The organism is Pseudomonas fluorescens NCIMB 11764, from assembly GCF_000293885.2.
Lineage (GTDB): Bacteria > Pseudomonadota > Gammaproteobacteria > Pseudomonadales > Pseudomonadaceae > Aquipseudomonas > Aquipseudomonas fluorescens_B.
The window spans coordinates 4,006,832-4,025,329 of the sequence record NZ_CP010945.1 but is presented as its reverse complement, the minus strand read 5'-3'; the positions used below and the strand labels follow the sequence as shown (position 1 = coordinate 4,025,329).

Genomic DNA, 18,498 nt, shown 5'->3' with positions numbered 1-18,498 from the left:
CACGCTCCCGCCTGCCACGGCGGGAGCCACCCTCCCGATTCATATTACAAAAATAATTAGGGGCGTCTTACATGAGCAACAAGAACACGGTTGTAACCCTGGCGCTGGGCGCCATTGCACTCAGCACCCAGGCGCACGCCGACTTCCTGAGTGACAGCAAAGCGACGTTGGGGATGAGGAATTTCTACTTCAACAACGACAACCGCGATGGCCCGGCCGCCCCGTCGAAAACCGAAGAATGGGCGCAGGGTTTCATGCTCGACTACAAGTCGGGCTACACCGACGGCGCCGTCGGTTTCGGTGTCGACGCACTGGGCCTGATGGGGATTACCCTGGACAGCGGCAAAGGACGCCACGTCGGCAGCAGCATGATTCCTTCGGACAGCGACAACAGCGCGGTCGACGAGTGGAGCCGGTTGGGGTTGACCGGCAAGGTCAAAGTCTCGAAAACCGAACTGCGCCTGGGCACGCTGATGCCAAAGCTGCCGATCCTGGTGGCCAACGACGGCCGCCTGCTGCCGCAGACCTTCGAAGGCGGGCAGATCACCTCGGGCGAGTTCAAAGACCTGACCCTCACCGGTGGCCGCATCGAACACGCGACTGGCCGGGGTTCAAGCGATCAGACCGGGCTCGCGGTAACGGGTGGCACCCGTGAAAGCAACGCGTTCGACTTCGCCGGTGGCGACTGGAAAATCACCAAGGACCTGACCGCTCAGTATTACTATGCCAACCTCGACGACTACTACACCCAGCAGTTTTTCGGCCTGATGCACACGCTGACGATCTCGGACAATCAATCGCTGAAAACCGACCTGCGTTACTTCAAGACCGATTCGTCCGGCAAAAACAGCTCGGGCACTTCAGGCTACCGGATCAGCGGCTACACCGAAGGCGCCGATGGCGAAATCGACAACCGGACCTGGAGCGCCGCACTGATTTACACCGCCGGCGCCCATGCCATCACCGCCGGCTACCAAAGCGTTTCCAGCGGCAGCAACTTCACCCAGCTCAGCCAAGGCAACCTGCCGGACAAAGGTGCCGGTGGCGCCAGTCTTTACCTGTACACCGACCGCCTGATCCAGACCTTCACCCGCGCAGGTGAACGCACCGCTTTCGGCCAGTATGCGTATGACTTTGCGGGGTTGGGCGTGCCCGGTTTGAAGGCGTCGGTCATCTACCTCAGCGGCGACAACATCAAGACCGTCACTGGCGACACGCAAAAGGAATGGGAACGGGATATCGGCCTGGATTACGCGATTCAGTCCGGCGCGTTCAAAGGCGTCGGGTTTGGCTGGCGCAACGGAAAGTCCAACAGTGAAGCGAGCCGAAACCAGGACCAGAACCGCCTGATCGTCAGCTACAGCATTCCACTGCTTTGACGATGGGTGTTCGGAGGCTATGCCGGACGATCCCGACGTAGCCTCCGAGGGTTGATCTCAATCCCGCAATTGCGTCAGCGGCTGGTTCAACTGTCCCTGACGACCGTTTCCACCAGAGGGTTTCAGTGAAAGATTCTGCCTATCGGGCCACAACACTCCACCTATTAGCTGACTTCCCGACTCGGGTCTAACCTTAGTCTGCGCTGGCGTCATAAGCCGGCCGGATTAGCGCTGGAAAGGAGACAGGAATGAGCCCGAAGCTTGACTAGGCCGCCCGTGGGTCACCGCGCAGGCAACCTGATTGCCGCTGTTCAGAATTCCGTGTGGTCACCACAATCAGTTGATCCAACTGCTGGCCCTGCAGCCTGTGTCTTGATCTCGCTCGTCGCTATTTAACGCCCGCTCCGGGCCCGATAGCCGGAAGAACACGACCAAAAGGTAGCTCGCACATGGCAAATGAATCGAAATGCCCGTTCAATCACGCCGCCGGCGGTGGCACGACCAACCGCGACTGGTGGCCGAACCAACTGAATCTGAAGATCCTGCACCAGCACTCGTCCCTGTCTGACCCCATGGACGAGGGCTTCGACTATGCCGAAGCGTTCAAAAAGCTCGACTTTGCGGCGGTCAAGCGAGACCTGACCGCATTGATGACCGATTCGCAAGACTGGTGGCCGGCAGACTTCGGTCACTATGGCCCGCTGTTCGTTCGCATGGCCTGGCACGCCGCGGGCACCTACCGCACCGGTGACGGGCGTGGCGGTGCCGGCTCCGGTCAACAACGCTTCGCCCCGCTCAACAGCTGGCCGGACAACGTCAGCCTCGACAAGGCACGCCGGCTGCTGTGGCCGATCAAGCAAAAGTATGGCAACAACATTTCCTGGGCCGACCTGATCGTGCTGACCGGCAACGTTGCGCTGGAATCCATGGGCTTCAAGACCTTTGGTTTTTCCGGTGGCCGTGCCGACGTCTGGGAACCGGACGAGGACGTTTACTGGGGTTCGGAAAACAAATGGCTGGGTGGCGACACCCGCTACGACAAAGGGCAAAAACCCGTACAGACACCCGGCGATGTGCCACTCGTGGCCGAACCCGGGAGAAACGAAGATAGCCGCACGGATGAAGGACGCAATCTGGAAAACCCACTGGCTGCCGTGCAGATGGGCCTGATCTACGTGAACCCGGAAGGTCCGGAGGGCAATCCCGACCCCGTCGCTTCGGCCCTGGACATCCGTGAAACCTTCGGCCGCATGGCCATGAACGACGAAGAAACCGTGGCGCTGATCGCCGGCGGCCATGCCTTCGGCAAAACCCACGGCGCCGGGCCTGCCGACAACGTGGGCGCCGAGCCCGAAGCGGCCGGTCTTGAACAACAAGGCCTGGGTTGGAAAAACAACTTCGGCACCGGCAAGGGCCCGGACACCATCACCAGCGGACTGGAAGTGACCTGGACCACCACGCCCACCCGGTGGAGCAACAACTACCTGGAAAACCTGTTCGGCTTCGAGTGGGAACTGAGCAAAAGCCCGGCTGGCGCAAACCAGTGGGTCGCCAAAAACGGCGCGGGCGCCGGGACTATTCCGGATGCACACGACCCGTCGAAACGGCGCAACCCAACCATGCTGACCTCGGACTTGGCCCTGCGCTTCGACCCGATCTATGAGCCGATTGCGCGACGCTTTCTGCAGAACCCGGATCAATTGAGCGACGCCTTCGCCCGCGCCTGGTTCAAGCTGATCCACCGCGACATGGGTCCTCTCTCCCGCTACCTCGGCCCGGAAATGCCCAGTGAAGAACTGCTGTGGCAAGATCCGATCCCGGACGTCGACCACGAACTGGTCAACGACAGCGACGTCGCCGCGCTCAAGAGCAAAATCCTCGCCTCGGGCCTGAGCGTTTCACAACTGGTATCCACGGCCTGGGCGGCGGCTTCGACCTTCCGTGGCTCCGACAAACGCGGCGGCGCCAACGGCGGTCGTCTGCGCCTGGAGCCGCAGAAGTCCTGGCAAGCCAACCAGCCTGAGCAACTGGCGAACGTGCTGGCGAAACTCGAAAGCATCAAGAACGAGTTCAACAACAGCGGCAAGAAAATCTCGCTGGCGGACCTGATCGTGCTGGCCGGCAACGCCGGTGTCGAACAAGCCGCAAAAAATGCCGGTCACAGCGTCACCGTGCCGTTCACACCGGGGCGTGCGGACGCCTCGCAAGAACAGACCGACGTGGAATCCTTCGGCTTCCTCGAACCCATCGCCGACGGCTTCCGCAACTACCTCAAAACCCGCTACCGCGTTCCGGCCGAGCATCTGTTGATCGACAAGGCGCAACAACTGACCCTCACTGCGCCGGAAATGACCGCGCTGATCGGCGGCCTGCGAGTATTGAATACCAACGTCGGACAAACGAAGCACGGCGTATTCACCCAGCAGAAAGAGGCGTTGACCAACGACTTCTTCAAGAACCTGCTCGACATGGGCGTGGAATGGAAACCGACCTCTGAGGCTAGCGAGGAGTTTGAAGGACGCGATCGCAAAACCGGCGAAGTGAAATGGACCGGCACCCGGGTCGATCTGGTCTTTGGCTCGAATGCTCAGTTGCGCGCGCTGGCTGAGGTCTATGCCAGCGGCGATTCGAAGGAGAAGTTTGTGAAGGACTTTGTGGCGGCTTGGACGAAGGTGATGAATCTGGATCGGTTTGATCTGAAGTAACACGGCTGAAAAACTGCAACGCCTCCCAAGTGGAGGCGTTGTGCTTTTTGCCGACTGGCAAAACGGACTAAGTGGGAGAGATCGTCGCCAGGGCACCGATCAAAAGGGTTAACAGCAGAAAACCACCCAGGAAAAGGGACATCTTGGCCATGGAGCCTCCTACGGAATGAGAATGCGGTGCAAGGGCTACTGCGAATGCGGACCGTGCTGTCATTGTGAGGCGCAGGCCTGATGCGTAACAGATGCAGATCACGCAGAAAAATACGGATCAGATCACCTGTCCTGTCAACGCCCTGCCGGGATTGCCGCTGCCGGGGATCCTTTGATCGAAAGATGGCGCTTGCGACGTTTCCGTCAGCAGTTGGTCCACCACTTGCGAAAGTGCAGCCTGAACATCGTCCCCACTGCCCAAGGCTCGCTGGTAAACACCCAGTTGTCGTTGCGCACTGGTGCCTTCACGAAGCATCTGCCTGATGTGAGCAAAAACCGACTCTGCGCCCAGTGTTCGCGCCGCATCGCCCAATATCTGTTCAGCCATGAACAGCCACTGCTCCATGGAGAACGGCCGGTCGTAGCCTTCAATAATGAACGACGCCCGAGTTCCGTAGCGTTTCGCCCGCCAGCGGTTTTCCTTGAGAATCCATTGGGATGTTTGCGAATACGCAGAACCGGGACGCGGTTGATCCATGGCATACGCCACCACCAGCCGAAAAAACGAGGCGATGCACAACGCATCATCCAGACGTGGACAGGCATCCGTCATCCGCAACTCCAGGGTCGGATACTTCGCCGCCGGCCGCAAACCCCACCAGACATCGCCAGCCTGCCGAATCGTCCCGGTACGGATCAGCAGTGCAACGTAAGCGTCATAGGCAGTTTGATCCTCAAGAAACTCCGGAACGCCCATCCGCGGCCATTCATCACAAGCCGTTTGCCGGTAGCTCGCAAAGCCGCTGTCGGCGCCGTCCCAAAACGGTGATGAACTGCTCAAGGCCAGCAAAAACGGCAGCCACGGCAAGACTTCGTTCATCACGTGGATACGGTCCAGATGCCTTGGCACCTCAACATGCACGTGCAGACCGGACAGCAGGCTGCGCCGTGCGACGCGCTGGAAGTCTTCGAACAGTTGAAGAAAATGATCCTGCTCCGTGGCCTGTTGCAGACGCCAGTCCGCCAACGGATGGCTGCCGACACTGAGTAGTCCCAGGCCATAAGGATCCAGCGCATTTCCCAAGGTTTGGCGAACGTTAGCCAGGTATTCGGCTGCTTGCGCAACATCGGTAAATATTGGTGACGCGACTTCGACCTGCCCTTTAAACATCTCATAGGCAAAGCACGGGCCTAACGCAGCCTTGCACGCCTCAATTGCTGCGCCGGGCGGATCCTCCGACATGCGGCGGGTGCGCAGGTCAGTGATGAAGTATTCCTCTTCAATGCCGAAGTTCAGGTGTGGGTTCATCAAATGCCCTCACGGGGTCTGCCTTGCGGTCGTGAATCCGTGATTGGGCGAGAGGTGAAGAACTGCGCCATTGCCGGATTCAAGAATTAGCGTTCTTAAGGCTATGGCTGCATTTGGGCGCAGGAGTTCTTGTTTTTTTCGCAATGCGGCCCACGACACCTGTATTGCGGGCGCAGGCTGTGGAGCGAATGAAAACGGGCGACCTTTTGGGTAGCCCATTTTGTCGCGGGAGAAATAGATGAATCCCTTTCACACCGCAGGTACGCTCGTCACGGAAATACGTTGGTATCCAGAAAATAAATTCCGCCATCATCATTTAACAAGCAAGCGAGCGGGCTGACTCCATCTTCATTGAGGATGCTAGACCTGCAATATGGGGAAAGCCCACCACCTGAGTCTTCCCATGAGAAACATATTTTCACTAAGCCCCATAACGCTTTGGATGGCCAATTTTATTGGGAGTCAAATACCCTTCGACCCGCACACCACTCGAAGTGGTGCCAGATCATTATTACCTACTATGACTTTATTCTTGATCGACCCTTTTGCACCTACTCAGGAATGATTTGCAACTCACTCCATAGTGGTTTCAGTCCTAGACTTTCCATATAAGTCCCATAGTCGACAAAGGCCTTAACCCCAATGTTTTCGTATAAAAACCATGAGGCCTCGCACTCTTGACATACGAACAAGCAAGTGTCGTTAGCTACAATTCTAGCCTTGACAACATCTCCCTGCTCACACCTTGGACACAGCATATAAAACTTCTCTATTTAACAGGATAGGCGATAATGACCTGATTGGTCCCAGGCCGAACAATACTTTTAATACTCGTTTCTCCCGAAGTACCAATCGCTCGGCCCATCGGGACAACATATGCACCCGGATCACCTACCACGGGACTACCTTTCTTGAGCCATGCCTCATCGACAGTTCCTAAAATTTCTTTTCTGTCCATACTAAAGACGCTATGCGTTGTCTTGGCCGGATTCGGCTCCGCATGCTCTAAAACATGCAAAACTCTGTTTCCTTGAACCGATCCTTGTCCATAGTCTAGACCTGCTGGGGTTGTCCAAGTCCGGGTAGCTTTGTCAAATGTTAGCTCTACTGCACCACCTGTCGCTTTTACACCCTATTGTTTTCTATTGCGACTCTATTGCGACTTTTATTTCAAGCCCAGTCATCAGGAACTACGCCGTCCTTTTTTGCTTCAGTCTCAGGGATCGGCACATTCAGTTCTGGGATGGCTAGAAAAACAATTTTGTAAAATCGATTTATAGTCTGATTACGCCATTCGTCATCAGAGCAAAACTTTTGCAACTTGGACCTTGGAAGAAATATTTCACATTCCCCCCCATGTGCCCTCCATATTGAAAGCCGATGCAAAAATGCCCTTCACTAGTGTTCTTCAACCAATAACCAAGTGGCAAATCAATTTCCATTGAACAACTCCCTCACAGCCTTTACAGCGACTTGATCAATTCGCAACTGCCCGGGAATGACAGCCTCTGGTACGCCACCAGAAGTATACCCCCCAGGAACCCAATAACCAGGAAATGCACCAACTTCATTCCCTGACGGCATGCGAACATTTGGCTTAGCAATTACCTCTGCCTGAGCCTTATCCAGATAACCAGCAGGCAAGCTAAGTTTCGTTTCCACGGCGCGAATATTCCCACCTGTCGACTTGTAAAGCTCATCCAAATAGCTTTTCGGAAACACAAACGAGTTCCCAGGGCCAACTTAAAGACGCTATGCGTTGTCTTGGCCGGATTCGGCTCCGCATGCTCTAAAACATGCAAAACTCTGTTTCCTTGAACCGATCCTTGTCCATAGTCTAGACCTGCTGGGGTTGTCCAAGTCCGGGTAGCTTTGTCAAATGTTAGCTCTACTGCACCACCTGTCGCTTTTGCACCAACACTACTACCGGACCTTCAAGTGTTCCTTGCTGCCAGCAAACGCGACGTGCTTACCATCCCAACATACGAGGCGCCGTAATCACGTAGACATCATGCACGGCCTGTTCCGTGCGCACGAATTCAGCCGCTACTCGATTGTTTTGTTCGGCCGTTCTCTGATCGACTGGGGGATCAACTCCGTCCCAAATACAATCCAACCGCGCCTCAAATCCAGGGGCATGCCAAATGCCTCCTTCGATTCGAGCGACCACTAACCCGCGCTGTGCAGCGCGTTCACAAATAGCAACTGCTGCATCGGCTGAGACCTTCATCACAACGCTTCCACCAAGATTGAAGAAGTCATCGGATGAGTCGTAGCGCTGCTGAAGATCAATGATCATTTTCACTTCCACTTAATTCGACTATCCGGAATCCACCCTGGGTCATTTTTGCCGCTTATCTGCACGACTTCGCCAGTCCGGTCGTTAACTACAACATACCCGTTCTTTGAGCCATACACGGATGCCGGATCACTTCTCGCCAATCCATCTGGCGTCTTCGACGCAGATCGGTTGTCAGCAGTAGTTCCCACTGGCCCTTCATCAATGACGTCCTGGACCTCTTGCTGAGTCCACCCTCGAGCTTCAAGTTGACCGCCAATTTTGCCGTCAATAGTAATTTTGCCCGTCTTTGTGGCTTCTAATCCTTCCGAAGCGGCCTCTTTTGCACCGTCAGCATTGGTACTTTCGTTATAGACCGCCCCCGGATTCAGCTGATGCCCCGGCGTCACATAAACATTACCGCCTTGCTGACCATCCAATTGGCTTCCACCGGTATGGGGCGTTGTGGAGGCCTGCCCGCCCTCCGCATAACCGCCGCTACTCGGGTTTTGCTTGCCCGCCTCAACCAACAGACCTTCGTACTTCTTCAACCTCGGGTCAAGCACATGAATCGGAAGCCCAAGGTTGGTAAGCGCGACATCTACGATCAGCTTGACCATCTCAGCACGCTGATTGACATCGCGCACGTTCGTCTCAATAGAGTCTATCGCGCTCGACACTGCCGCCTGCATCTCTGCTTGCCGTTCAGGAGGCAGTTGCGTGGCCGCGAGCGAAGTAGCCAACGCCCCCAACAGCACAGTACCCGCCACCACCACCGGTACGAAGTTTTGCTGGGTCTGTTGTAGCAAATTCATCCGGTACATCACCGCAAGAACCTGCATTGCCTTGTCGGGATCCTGCCCCGCCATATCCGTCAAACGCTGGGCGACAAGCTCGACATTCTTGTCTTGCCCGCCCGGTGCGACTACGCCAAGAAGTGCCTTGACGGTGTTGGCGCGGGTTTGTTCGTTGCGGTTGCCCAGCCGACGCATCAGCTCGCGATCAAGCTGCTGACCTCGCACTTTTTCGGTATCGGTTCCGCTACCCAATGCTCTCCCGACACGGAACAAATCGGCAAGCTTGTGCAGCGCTTCTTCGCTGTTCTCCCCATAAGAGGGTTTACCGTTTCGAAGCGAAAGGTGAAGCGGATCAGAGCAAAACCGTCGATATGGCGCGTCGATCATTCCCGCGCCACATCGCCTTGGGAGGGCTAAATCATCGGCGAACTGCTGACCACACGCAGTGCCAACCCTTTATAAGCATCCAGCGTAATCGTGAACTCCCCTTCAGGCGTCAGATCACCCTCGACCCGTTCATTGATGATGTCGACCACCGGCCCCGGCGCAATATTGGGCAGGTGCAGGGTCTCGGTGATCGCTGTGGAACCGAAGTTCAGCGCGGTGATCTGGGTGCCTTTGCCGGCCGGCAGCTCGTGGACCATGATCAGCAACCCCGGATGCTCGACATCCGGGATCAGGATCTGACGGCTCGCGGCAATATCATAGGAACGGCGCGCCGCCAGGATTCGCTTCAGCTGCGAGGCAAAGGAGTCATGGTCTTTCAGTTGACTGGTCAGGCTGCCGTAAAGCGTTTTCGGGCGCGGCATCTGACCTTCCGACAGCTCCGCTTCCGGATTGAGATCAACCAGATCGTAGGCGCCGCGATGAATCCAGCGTGTGTCGCCGTCGAGCATCAAATGTGCGACCTGCTCTGCCGGCAACGGCAGTGCGCCGACGAGGTCCCAACCCGACAACGCGAACACGCCGGGCTGCATCGCGTTGTACATCACCAGCAGCACATGAATCTGGCGGATCTGCTGGATATCCGCTGCGGTAATGGCATCGAGGTCACGAATCCCCAGCGCTGCCGTGATGATGCTGGCGGTGGTGCAGGACACGCCGTTGGTGACGAATTTCAGGTTATACGGTGCGTGTTCGCCGGCCAGGCGTTCGTACATCTGCTCGCGAATGTGCTCGCGCAAGATGTTGCCGGGGAAGGTCTGGCCCTGATAGAGGAAAGTGTCATGGGCGTGCAGCGTCCAGAAATGCACCAGTTCGAGGGTCAGTTCGTCATGGTTCTGCAAGGCGTGGATCAGCGAGCCCGGGTCGATGCCCAGGGTGTGCATCTGGCGCAGCATCAAGCGCAGGAATTCGGTATCGCCCATCAGCAACGCATGCTGGTAAGCGGGTCGGGTGATGAAGTCATAGGAAAGATCGGCCCCGCCGTGGGACATGGCGGCGATATCGTCAACGGTCAGGTTCAGTTCCTGAAAACTGAAACCGCCCGCCTTGCGAATTGCCCCGGCCAGCAACTGGTTGCCGGTGATCGACAAGGGATGACTTTCCGACCAGGCGGTGCCATCGAGCTTGCGTTCAACGCCGAGAAAACCGTTGGCGTCCAGACGCAGGATTTTCGCCCCCATCACGTCGATGGCGTGCAGCGCGTCGCCGATGATCATCTGCTGCGCGGCGAAGGTCGGGTCCAGCCAGTTCAGCGACGGTTGCCCTTCCTTGAAGTAATGCAGGTAAACCCAGCGTCGCGGTTTGCCATCGACCCCGATCACGACCGGTGTCGCACTCCAGTCGGTTTCCTTGACTCCGGGCTCGAAGAAAATCACCCGCTGCAACTGGCCGACGATGTAATGCTTGTCGCGCAGCACATCGACCTGCTGCGGACTGAGGTTCTGCGCGTCGCGGCCCTCGAGAACATCGGGCAGCAGCGGCCAGTCTTCCTCGCGGATTTCCACCATGTGGTAGAGCCCCGGATAGTCTTCATACGCCATCTCGGCCAGGCGAAAGTCCGCGCCTTTGCCGGTGTGCGACGGGATGACGTCGTCGATGATCACCGCATTGTGCGCAGCAGCCATGCGCACCAACGCTTGCAGCTGCGCCTCGGTGCCCAACTGTGGATCGATGTCGAAACTGATGCGGTCGAAGTTGCCGTCAATGGTGGGCGTGTGTTGGGTGCCCGAGAGGCCGCCAGACCTTTTCAGCGGGCCGTTGTGAATGCCCTGGATACCGATTCTCGACAAGGCGTGCCATAAGGTTTCGTCCCCCAGGGCTTCGAGCACCGTACCGTTTTCCCGGGTGACAATCGACGCCGGGTACGCGGTGAACCACACCGAAGCGAGGGCCGAGGCGTCACGGGGCCGGGTATGCGCATAGGGCTGTTGCCACAATCGGCCTTGCCCCGAGTAGAGCCTGGCCCGTTGTCTTGCGGCATGCAGCATCGATTGTTCGACCAGCCAGTCCACATGGTTTTTCTCAGCTGCCGTCATGGAAACAATCACCTCTCGTCATGAAAAAATGGCATCCGCCCTTCTGCACCAAAGGCACTGCTCGTTTTCATATGAGGCCATGACGTGGCATTCGTTGCATCGTGCTGCGTGATCACGCTCCGGGTTGCAGTTGGCACCAAGCTCCCAGCGCATCGATCTGCGGACGGCCGAAGAGATAACCCTGACCCCACTCGCTACCGCAGGCAGTGGCAAGGGCGCGATCGGCTTCGGATTCAATCCCCTCGATGATCACGCACGGCGCCAGCGTCTTGCACAGCTGCACCAGATGACCGAGGGTCTGGGCGCTGTTGGTCTCCAGGCGTGCGCGCTGGAGGTAGCCCTGATCGATCTTGACGATATCCGGCCGGGTCTGCCGGATGAATTCCAGCGTACCCAGGCCCGAGCCAAAATCATCGATGGCCACCCGGCAACCCATCTCCCGCAGGCACAACACGAATTCGATCGCCGCCGAGGTGCTTGGCGGCGTGGCGCTTTCGGTCACTTCAATCACCAGTCGCGCGGCCACCGAAGGGGTGTCGCGCAATTGCATGAGAATCGGTTGCCAGTAGTGGTCAACGATGGCGCTTTGCGCGGAGATGTTGCAGCCCAGCCGCAGGTGTTCGTTTTGCAGCAGACGTTCAATCACGCAGCTCACCACGCTGCGGTCAAGCTCACGCATCAACTGATGCTTTTCCAGCATGGCGAAAGGATAAACCCCCTCGCCCTGTGCATCGATATGCCGCAACAGCCCTTCCTGGTACAGCACCCGGCGACTGTCGGGCAACCAGACGACCGGCTGAAACGCCAACACCAACTTGCCCTGTGCCAGTTCATTGTAAAAATTCTTCACTCTGTGCATGTCACATCCGTAGACAAAGCGGCGTCCTGCCGCCGGGTGAATATGGCGACGCCACGCGGCGCTCCTGCAACTGCAGCGTTGACTGCCGGCCATAATCGACGCTCGCCGACCGGTCAGGAAGTGTTCCCGGATACCTTTCGCTTGTCCTTGGAAACGTGTCGGTTGTGTTAATCGACTGTGACCATTTGTTTATTGCGATCATGCGCCGGCTTGCGCGACATCAATTAGCCATTACGCCGGGAAGAATCATGCACAGAATGACCAGCACCGGTTTTCGGGTGCTCGCCGACGTCTTGACCGACGCCGGCGCCAACGTGGAAACCTTGCTCGAAGAGTTCGGCAGCAGCAACGAGGAGGTCTGGGCAAACCCCAACGGCGTCAGGCTGGAGCTGGTCTATAAGGTGATGGCTGAAGCGGAAAAACGTACCGGTAACCCGGACATTGGTTTGCTGGCTTATGCCCGCGCGCATCCGGCGAACCTGGAGGTGCTGGGCTACGCCGTGATGTCTTGCGCCACGCTGGGCTCCGCGCTGCATCGGCTGGTGGATTATCAATCGCTGATCTGCAATGGCTTCTATATGTGCCTGGACCAGGAACCGACAGCGCTGAAGCTGATCGGCTTCGACATCAGCGCCCAGCCGTCGCTGACACCCCGGGCCTTCATCGATGCCGGTGCCGCGCAAACCGTGGGACTGGTGCACTGGCTGTTGCCCAAGCGCAAGCCGCAACCCGTGGCGGCGACCTTTACTTACCCCAAACCAGCGGATACCACCCGGCTGGAACACTTGCTCGGGAGCAACCTGTCATTCGGCGCGTCTTACAACAGCCTGACGTTCAGCCTCGACGACTGCTCGATTGCATTGCCGACGGCCGATCCTGCACTGGATGTCCTGCATGTCGAATACGCCCGCACACGCTTGAACCTGCTGCTCAACGGCTCAATGACCGAACGTGTTCGACAGGTGCTTTCCGAGCGGCTGGCCCAAGGCGTGCCCAGCGACCTGAACCGGATCGCCCAGGCGGTCGGCGTGAGTGCACGCAGCCTGCAACGGCGCTTGAGCAATGAAGACATGCACTTCTCGGCACTGCAGGATGAAGCGCGACTGATGCTCGCGCATAACTTCCTGCGCAATTCAGCGCGCAGTGTGAAGTACATCGGCGCGCTGCTGGGTTTTCGCGATCAGAGCAGCTTTCATAAAGCCTGCATACGCTGGTTCGGCATGACGCCTGGACGCTACAGGGAAGTGTCCTGACCACCTGCCGGCCTATTCAGACACTGCGACCTGATTGCGCCCGCGCGCCTTGGCTCGATACAGCGCCTTGTCCGCGTTGTTGATCAAACTGTGCAGATCGTTATCGTCGGCATTCATCGAGGCGACACCGCCGCTGGCCGAGATACGATGGACCGGCCCGGTCATCAGGCCGGCGATCGACTGGATGAGCTCCTCGGCAATGTGCTGTGCGACTTCAATCGACGTGTCCGGCAGCAAAACGGCAAACTCCTCCCCGCCCAACCGCCCGTACACGTCGGTTTCGCGAAACGAACGGCTGATGACGGCCCCCATTTGCCGCAGCACCTGATCCCCGACCTGATGCCCGTAGGTGTCATTGATGTGCTTGAAGTGATCCATGTCCAGCATGACGGCACACAGCGGCAACTGGTTGTTCTTGCAGTGGCCATATAGATGCTGCGCGTGCTCGAAAAAAGCCCGGCGATTCATCAGGCCCGTGAGTTCATCGGTCTGGGCGGCACGCGTGGAAACACTGTGTGCCTGCTCCATTTCACGGGTTAGACGGAAGGCGGTTTCCAGTGCGTCGGACAGGTTGCGCGTCGCGCTGAATACAAAGGAGGCGAACACCAGCACCGCCACTCCCATGCCGACCTGCAAGGACGAGGCTTGAAACAACAGCCAGATCGTACAAGGAAGCAACACCAGGGAAATGGACACGATCGTCATGTAGCGATAGGCCGAGTAACAGGACACCGCACTGACCGACATCCCGACGCAAAACAGCATGACCAGCGCCTGGGCCAACAGGTCATCGGCTGGCATGACCATCAGCGCGCCCCCGCCCCAGATACCGGCGGACAATACGAGCGTGACCCAATACGTGCGCTCCCAGCGCTCAGGGGTGCGCTCACTGGGGGGGCTGCGCAAATAGGCGATGAACATCGAGATCCGCAACAGCGACGACGCTGCCAGTATCGCGATCCACCACGCGATGACCGTGTGATCAAAACGCTCCCAGCACAGCCAGCACAGCATCAACACCGCGAGAAAGCTGCCGAAAACCGCCGAGACCGACTGGCGGAACAGCTGGTGCAATCGGTCCGTGCGCACCTGACTGACGATTAAATCTTCCGTTTCGAACCGCAATCCAAGGCCATCCATTTCATCCGCCTGATCGTGATGCTGCGACGAATGCGATTGTGGCACATTGCTTAGGGCTACTCACTCGGTGATCGGACGGATCCTCTGAATCGCTGCAGGCAGCAATGTCTCAAGTCAGGCTTTCATTTCCGCCGCCAGCAGATTCACCAGCGCTGCGGCCGGCAATTCACGCGCCAGCGGTGCGCCCTGCCCGGCCCACTGCACGGCAAAATCAGTGTTTGCCTGCGCGGTCGCGGCAGCGTTGAGCGCCTTGTTGGCGTCATAGGTCAGCGGATAGTCGGGCAGTGCCGTGGCAGCCGTCGCAAGGAGGGTGAAGTTGCGATTGACCATGCCACGGGCAGGACGGCCGGAAATCACACTGGTGACTTTGGTTTGGTGTGCGCGCGGCCCCTTCAAGGCCTCACGGTAAGCGCTGTTGGCGGAGGATTCAGGACAGAGGATAAATGCCGTGCCCAGCTGCGCTGCACTGGCGCCCAGTTGCATGACCGCCTTGATGCCTGCGCCGTCCATGATGCCACCCGCCGCGATCACCGGCAGTCTGCAAGCGCGGGTCAACACACGCACCAGCGCAAACGTGCCCATTTCCGTGTCCTGCTGCGGGTCGAATACACCGCGATGGCCCCCGGCTTCGTAACCTTGAGCCACCAGCGCATGCACGCCGGCGTGCTCCGCCAACTGCGCTTCGGCCAGGCTCGTTACGGAGCACAAGAGCACGATGCCGGCGTCCTTGAGCGCATCGACGGCGGATTGTGGGGGCAATCCAAAATGGAAGCTGACCACCGCCGGTTTTTCTTCCAGCAGCATCTGCAGCATGTCCGGGTCTTCGACGAACGAGGTGTAGATCTCGCGCAGCGACGACGGCGCAGCGGCGCCGAACTCGGCAAAAAACGGTGTCAGGAAACTCAGCCATTGAGCCTCTCGGGCGCTGTCATGCACGGCAGGCTGGTGGCAGAACAGGTTCACATTGAAGGGTTTATCCGTCAGTGCCGCCGTCTCTCGAATCATGGCCCGCGCCTGCTCGACGCTGCTCGCCCCGATGCCGATGGAGCCCAGACCGCCGGCACTCGACACCGCTGCCGCGAGCCTGGGTGTGGAAACGCCCACCATGGGGGATTGAAGGATCGGCAGTTGAATGTTCAAAAGGGACAGCAGTGGACTGGACATGACAGCACCTGTACGTGATGAGTGTGAGTAAAACCGATGGTGCCTGAGCACTCGGCGCTGCCCGGCGCTACAGTTCGCCGGTCAGGAATTGCGCCCGTCCCCGGCCGAAGGACCAGTCCGAATCGGCATTTTCCACCAGCGAAACAATCAGGTCATCGGGCGACAAGCCGCAATCGGCACGTAGTCTCTCGGCCAGCAAGCGGTAAAACGCGGCCTTCTGCGCTTGTGAGCGCGGTCGCGAAATCACCGTCAGCAACACCACATTGGCCGAGCGCGTGTAGCCCAATCCCGTGTCGTGCAGCACCAACTCACCGGGACGGTGTTGGGTGACGCATTGATAGCGATCACTGGCGGGCACTTCAAAGGCCTCGACCATCGCCTGATGGGTCGCGTCCAGAAGCGTCTTGAGCTGCTCGTCATTGCGCCCCTGGAGGATGTCGAACTTGAGCAACGGCATAGCGATTCACCTGTGCGAAAAAACCGGGGGCGAGAAATTCGCCCCCCCTGGGAAAAAAGATGCCGTGCCAGCCCGTGCCAACACGTCACCCAACCCCAAACCTGTGGAGCAGAAACCGTATTACTTGGACGTCGGCATGGCGAACTCAGCGCCCTTGGCGATGCTGTTCGGCCAGCGTTGCATGATCGACTTCTGCTTGGTGTAGAAGCGCACGCCCTCTTCGCCATAGGCGTGTGTGTCACCGAACAGCGAACGCTTCCAGCCGCCGAAGCCATGCCACGCCATCGGCACTGGAATCGGCACGTTGATGCCAACCATGCCGACCTGAATGCGGCTGGCGAATTCACGGGCGATGTGGCCGTCACGGGTGTAGCAGGCGGTGCCATTGCCGAACTCGTGGGCGTTGACCAGATTGACCGCCTCGGCAAAATCCTTGACGCGCATGCACGCGAGCACCGGGCCGAAGATCTCCTCTTTGTAGATTTTCATCTCGGGCGTGACATGGTCGAACACCGTGCCACCGAGCCAGAACCCTTCGGCACAGTTCGCGCCAGCCTGAGCACCGTCAAAACCACGGCCGTCGACCAGCAGTTCTGCGCCTTCTTCAATGCCTTGTTCGATGTACCCGGTGATGCGCTGCAACGCGACTTGCGACACGATCGGGCCCATCTCCGCGGCCAGGTTCATGCCCTCGAGGACTTTGAGCGCGCGGGTGCGTTCCACCAGTTTGGGCATCACCTTGTCCGCGACATCCCCGACAAAAACCGCCACCGAGATCGCCATGCAACGCTCGCCGGCAGAGCCGAATGCCGCGCCGATCAGCGCGTCCACCACTTGATCGATGTCGGCGTCCGGCATCACTACCATGTGGTTCTTCGCGCCCCCGAGCGCCTGCACACGCTTGCCGTGGCGGGCGCCCGTTTCATAGATGTAATTGGCAATCGGCGTTGAGCCGACAAAACTCACGGCTTTGACGTCCGGGTGATCGATCAGCGCATCCACCGCTTCCTTGTCGCCCTGCACGACGTTAAACACGCCGTCGGGAAGCCCGGCTTCCTTGAACAGTTCGGCGATCAGCAACGAGGGCGACGGGTCGATCGGGCTTGGCTTGAGCACGAAGGTGTTGCCGCAGGCGATGGCCACCGGGAACATCCACATCGGCACCATTACCGGGAAGTTGAACGGGGTGATGCCGGCCACCACGCCCAGCGGCTGGCGCATGGTCCAGTTGTCGATGTTGGTCGAGACCTGCTCGGTGTAGTCACCCTTGAGCAATTGCGGGATGCCGCAGGCGAACTCGACGACCTCGATGCCGCGTGTCACTTCACCCTGGGCATCGGTGAAGACCTTGCCATGCTCGGCGGTGATCATGCGCGCCAGGGTGTCGCGGTGCTCGTTGAGCAGCGCCAGGAACTTGAACATGATGCGTGCCCGACGCAGTGGCGGCAGCGCCGACCAGGCCGGAAAAGCCTGTGCCGCCGACTTCACCGCTGCGTCGACTTCAGCGGCATTGGCGAGCGCAACTTTGCCGATGACGGAGCCGAGGGCGGGGTTGGTGACGTTCTGCGTGCGGCCCGAAGAACCGTGCGTCACGCGGCCGTGAATGTAATGTGCGATGTCTGCTGGCTGGGTGCTCATGGCGGGTGTCCCCTGGTGGTGGATAAGGACCATCTCTTTTTGTTGTTCGGGATTGCCAGGCGGTCCTGTCGGCGCGCCTCAGGGTCAAAGTAGGCCAGCCTTTGGATCATGTAAAATGATGATTAATGATTCTGGTGATCACAAATGGTGAAGCTGTTTTGATGGCGATGGAGCAAGCGCCCTCGCTACGGGCGGACAGTTATTTGTCTTGAACAGCTTTTTGCAGCCATTTCGCCCGCTCCGACAGGCGTCGCTTCCAGTCCTCGGCCAGGCCACGGATGGCGGCCAGCGCGAGCAGGTCGTCGATCACTGGCCGGTGCGACAGCTGCACCTGCCAGAACTCATCGATGGAAAAGCGCTGCGTCTGCCGTTCCAGCAGTTCAATCGTGTCCCCGGCCTCGATAAATCCCGGTTGAAGCACCCGGTAATACCAACCGGTGATGCGCTCTTTGGCGACATGCATCGACATGCGTTCGGCGTCAAAACGATGGTTGATTTTCCAGCACGGGCTGCGTGGCTGAGAGACTTGCAACACCGCACTGCCCATCTGGAACACGTCGCCGATGTGCACGTTTCGCTCAGAGAGCCCGAGCGCTGAGAGGTTTTCCCCGAGGCTGCCCGGGATCAGTTCCGGGGCGCACTGTGCAAAGGCCTGCGCCAGGCGCTGATAGTTTTCTGCCGCATAGTGATGAACTGCTTTTTCCGGACCGCCGTGAACCCGGCGATCGGCGTGCTCATCTCCGACAATCCCCTGGACCTCCACGCGAGCGGGGCCGGCACGTCGCTGTTTGAAGATGCCTGAACGTTGCCCTTCAGGCATCAGGACGCCCATGCCGCCGGCAAAGACATGGTCAATTCTTGAAGTCAGGTTCATCGTCCGGCAGCGCTC

The 18,498-nt window shown here is 58.6% G+C and carries 14 protein-coding genes; 3 read left to right on the top strand and 11 right to left on the bottom strand.

Annotation, left to right across the window (positions count from 1 at the left end; genetic code table 11):
* Positions 1–71 precede the first annotated feature (71 nt).
* Both B723_RS18570 and katG read left to right on the top strand, forming a co-directional pair.
* On the top strand, positions 72–1,379 hold the full coding sequence (locus B723_RS18570; RefSeq protein ID WP_017339298.1) for an OprD family porin: 1,308 nt from the start codon (positions 72–74) through the stop codon (positions 1,377–1,379).
* 449 nt (positions 1,380–1,828) lie between these two features.
* Complete coding sequence (gene katG, locus B723_RS18565) at positions 1,829–4,084, top strand: catalase/peroxidase HPI (protein WP_017339299.1); 2,256 nt, start codon at positions 1,829–1,831, stop codon at positions 4,082–4,084.
* Between the two features lie 268 nt (positions 4,085–4,352).
* On the opposite strand, the gene B723_RS18560 is transcribed toward katG, so the two are convergent.
* From B723_RS18560 to B723_RS18540, 6 genes are all read right to left on the bottom strand, one after another.
* Complete coding sequence (locus tag B723_RS18560; protein ID WP_017339300.1) at positions 4,353–5,543, bottom strand: carboxylate-amine ligase; 1,191 nt, start codon at positions 5,541–5,543, stop codon at positions 4,353–4,355.
* A 1,431-nt stretch (positions 5,544–6,974) separates the two neighbouring features.
* Positions 6,975–7,265 (bottom strand): hypothetical protein, encoded by a 291-nt coding sequence (locus B723_RS33035; RefSeq protein ID WP_144425250.1) that lies wholly within the window; start codon positions 7,263–7,265, stop codon positions 6,975–6,977.
* Positions 7,266–7,512: 247 nt separating this feature from the next.
* Complete coding sequence (locus B723_RS18555; RefSeq protein ID WP_017338147.1) at positions 7,513–7,842, bottom strand: colicin immunity protein; 330 nt, start codon at positions 7,840–7,842, stop codon at positions 7,513–7,515.
* 2 nt (positions 7,843–7,844) lie between these two features.
* Positions 7,845–9,005, bottom strand: coding sequence for a colicin E5-related ribonuclease (locus tag B723_RS18550; RefSeq protein ID WP_017338146.1), 1,161 nt, complete (start codon positions 9,003–9,005; stop codon positions 7,845–7,847).
* Between the two features lie 26 nt (positions 9,006–9,031).
* Positions 9,032–11,098 (bottom strand): maltose alpha-D-glucosyltransferase, encoded by a 2,067-nt coding sequence (treS, locus tag B723_RS18545; protein WP_017338145.1) that lies wholly within the window; start codon positions 11,096–11,098, stop codon positions 9,032–9,034.
* Positions 11,099–11,210: 112 nt separating this feature from the next.
* Positions 11,211–11,957, bottom strand: coding sequence for an EAL domain-containing protein (locus B723_RS18540; RefSeq protein ID WP_017338144.1), 747 nt, complete (start codon positions 11,955–11,957; stop codon positions 11,211–11,213).
* Between the two features lie 248 nt (positions 11,958–12,205).
* Between B723_RS18540 and B723_RS18535 the strand changes: the two genes are divergently transcribed.
* On the top strand, positions 12,206–13,210 hold the full coding sequence (locus B723_RS18535; protein ID WP_017338143.1) for an AraC family transcriptional regulator: 1,005 nt from the start codon (positions 12,206–12,208) through the stop codon (positions 13,208–13,210).
* A gap of 12 nt (positions 13,211–13,222) precedes the next feature.
* On the opposite strand, the gene B723_RS18530 is transcribed toward B723_RS18535, so the two are convergent.
* The 5 genes from B723_RS18530 to B723_RS18510 form a co-directional block, all read right to left on the bottom strand.
* Positions 13,223–14,350, bottom strand: a complete 1,128-nt coding sequence (locus B723_RS18530) for a GGDEF domain-containing protein (protein WP_031318764.1) — start codon at positions 14,348–14,350, stop codon at positions 13,223–13,225.
* Positions 14,351–14,464: 114 nt separating this feature from the next.
* The gene (locus tag B723_RS18525; protein ID WP_017338141.1) at positions 14,465–15,514 is read right to left on the bottom strand and encodes an NAD(P)H-dependent flavin oxidoreductase; all 1,050 of its coding nucleotides are present in this window, start codon (positions 15,512–15,514) and stop codon (positions 14,465–14,467) included.
* A 67-nt stretch (positions 15,515–15,581) separates the two neighbouring features.
* Positions 15,582–15,971 (bottom strand): tautomerase family protein, encoded by a 390-nt coding sequence (locus B723_RS18520; protein WP_017338140.1) that lies wholly within the window; start codon positions 15,969–15,971, stop codon positions 15,582–15,584.
* 120 nt (positions 15,972–16,091) lie between these two features.
* Positions 16,092–17,609, bottom strand: a complete 1,518-nt coding sequence (locus tag B723_RS18515; RefSeq protein ID WP_017338139.1) for a CoA-acylating methylmalonate-semialdehyde dehydrogenase — start codon at positions 17,607–17,609, stop codon at positions 16,092–16,094.
* 199 nt (positions 17,610–17,808) lie between these two features.
* Complete coding sequence (locus tag B723_RS18510) at positions 17,809–18,483, bottom strand: MOSC domain-containing protein (protein ID WP_017338138.1); 675 nt, start codon at positions 18,481–18,483, stop codon at positions 17,809–17,811.
* Positions 18,484–18,498 lie beyond the last annotated feature (15 nt).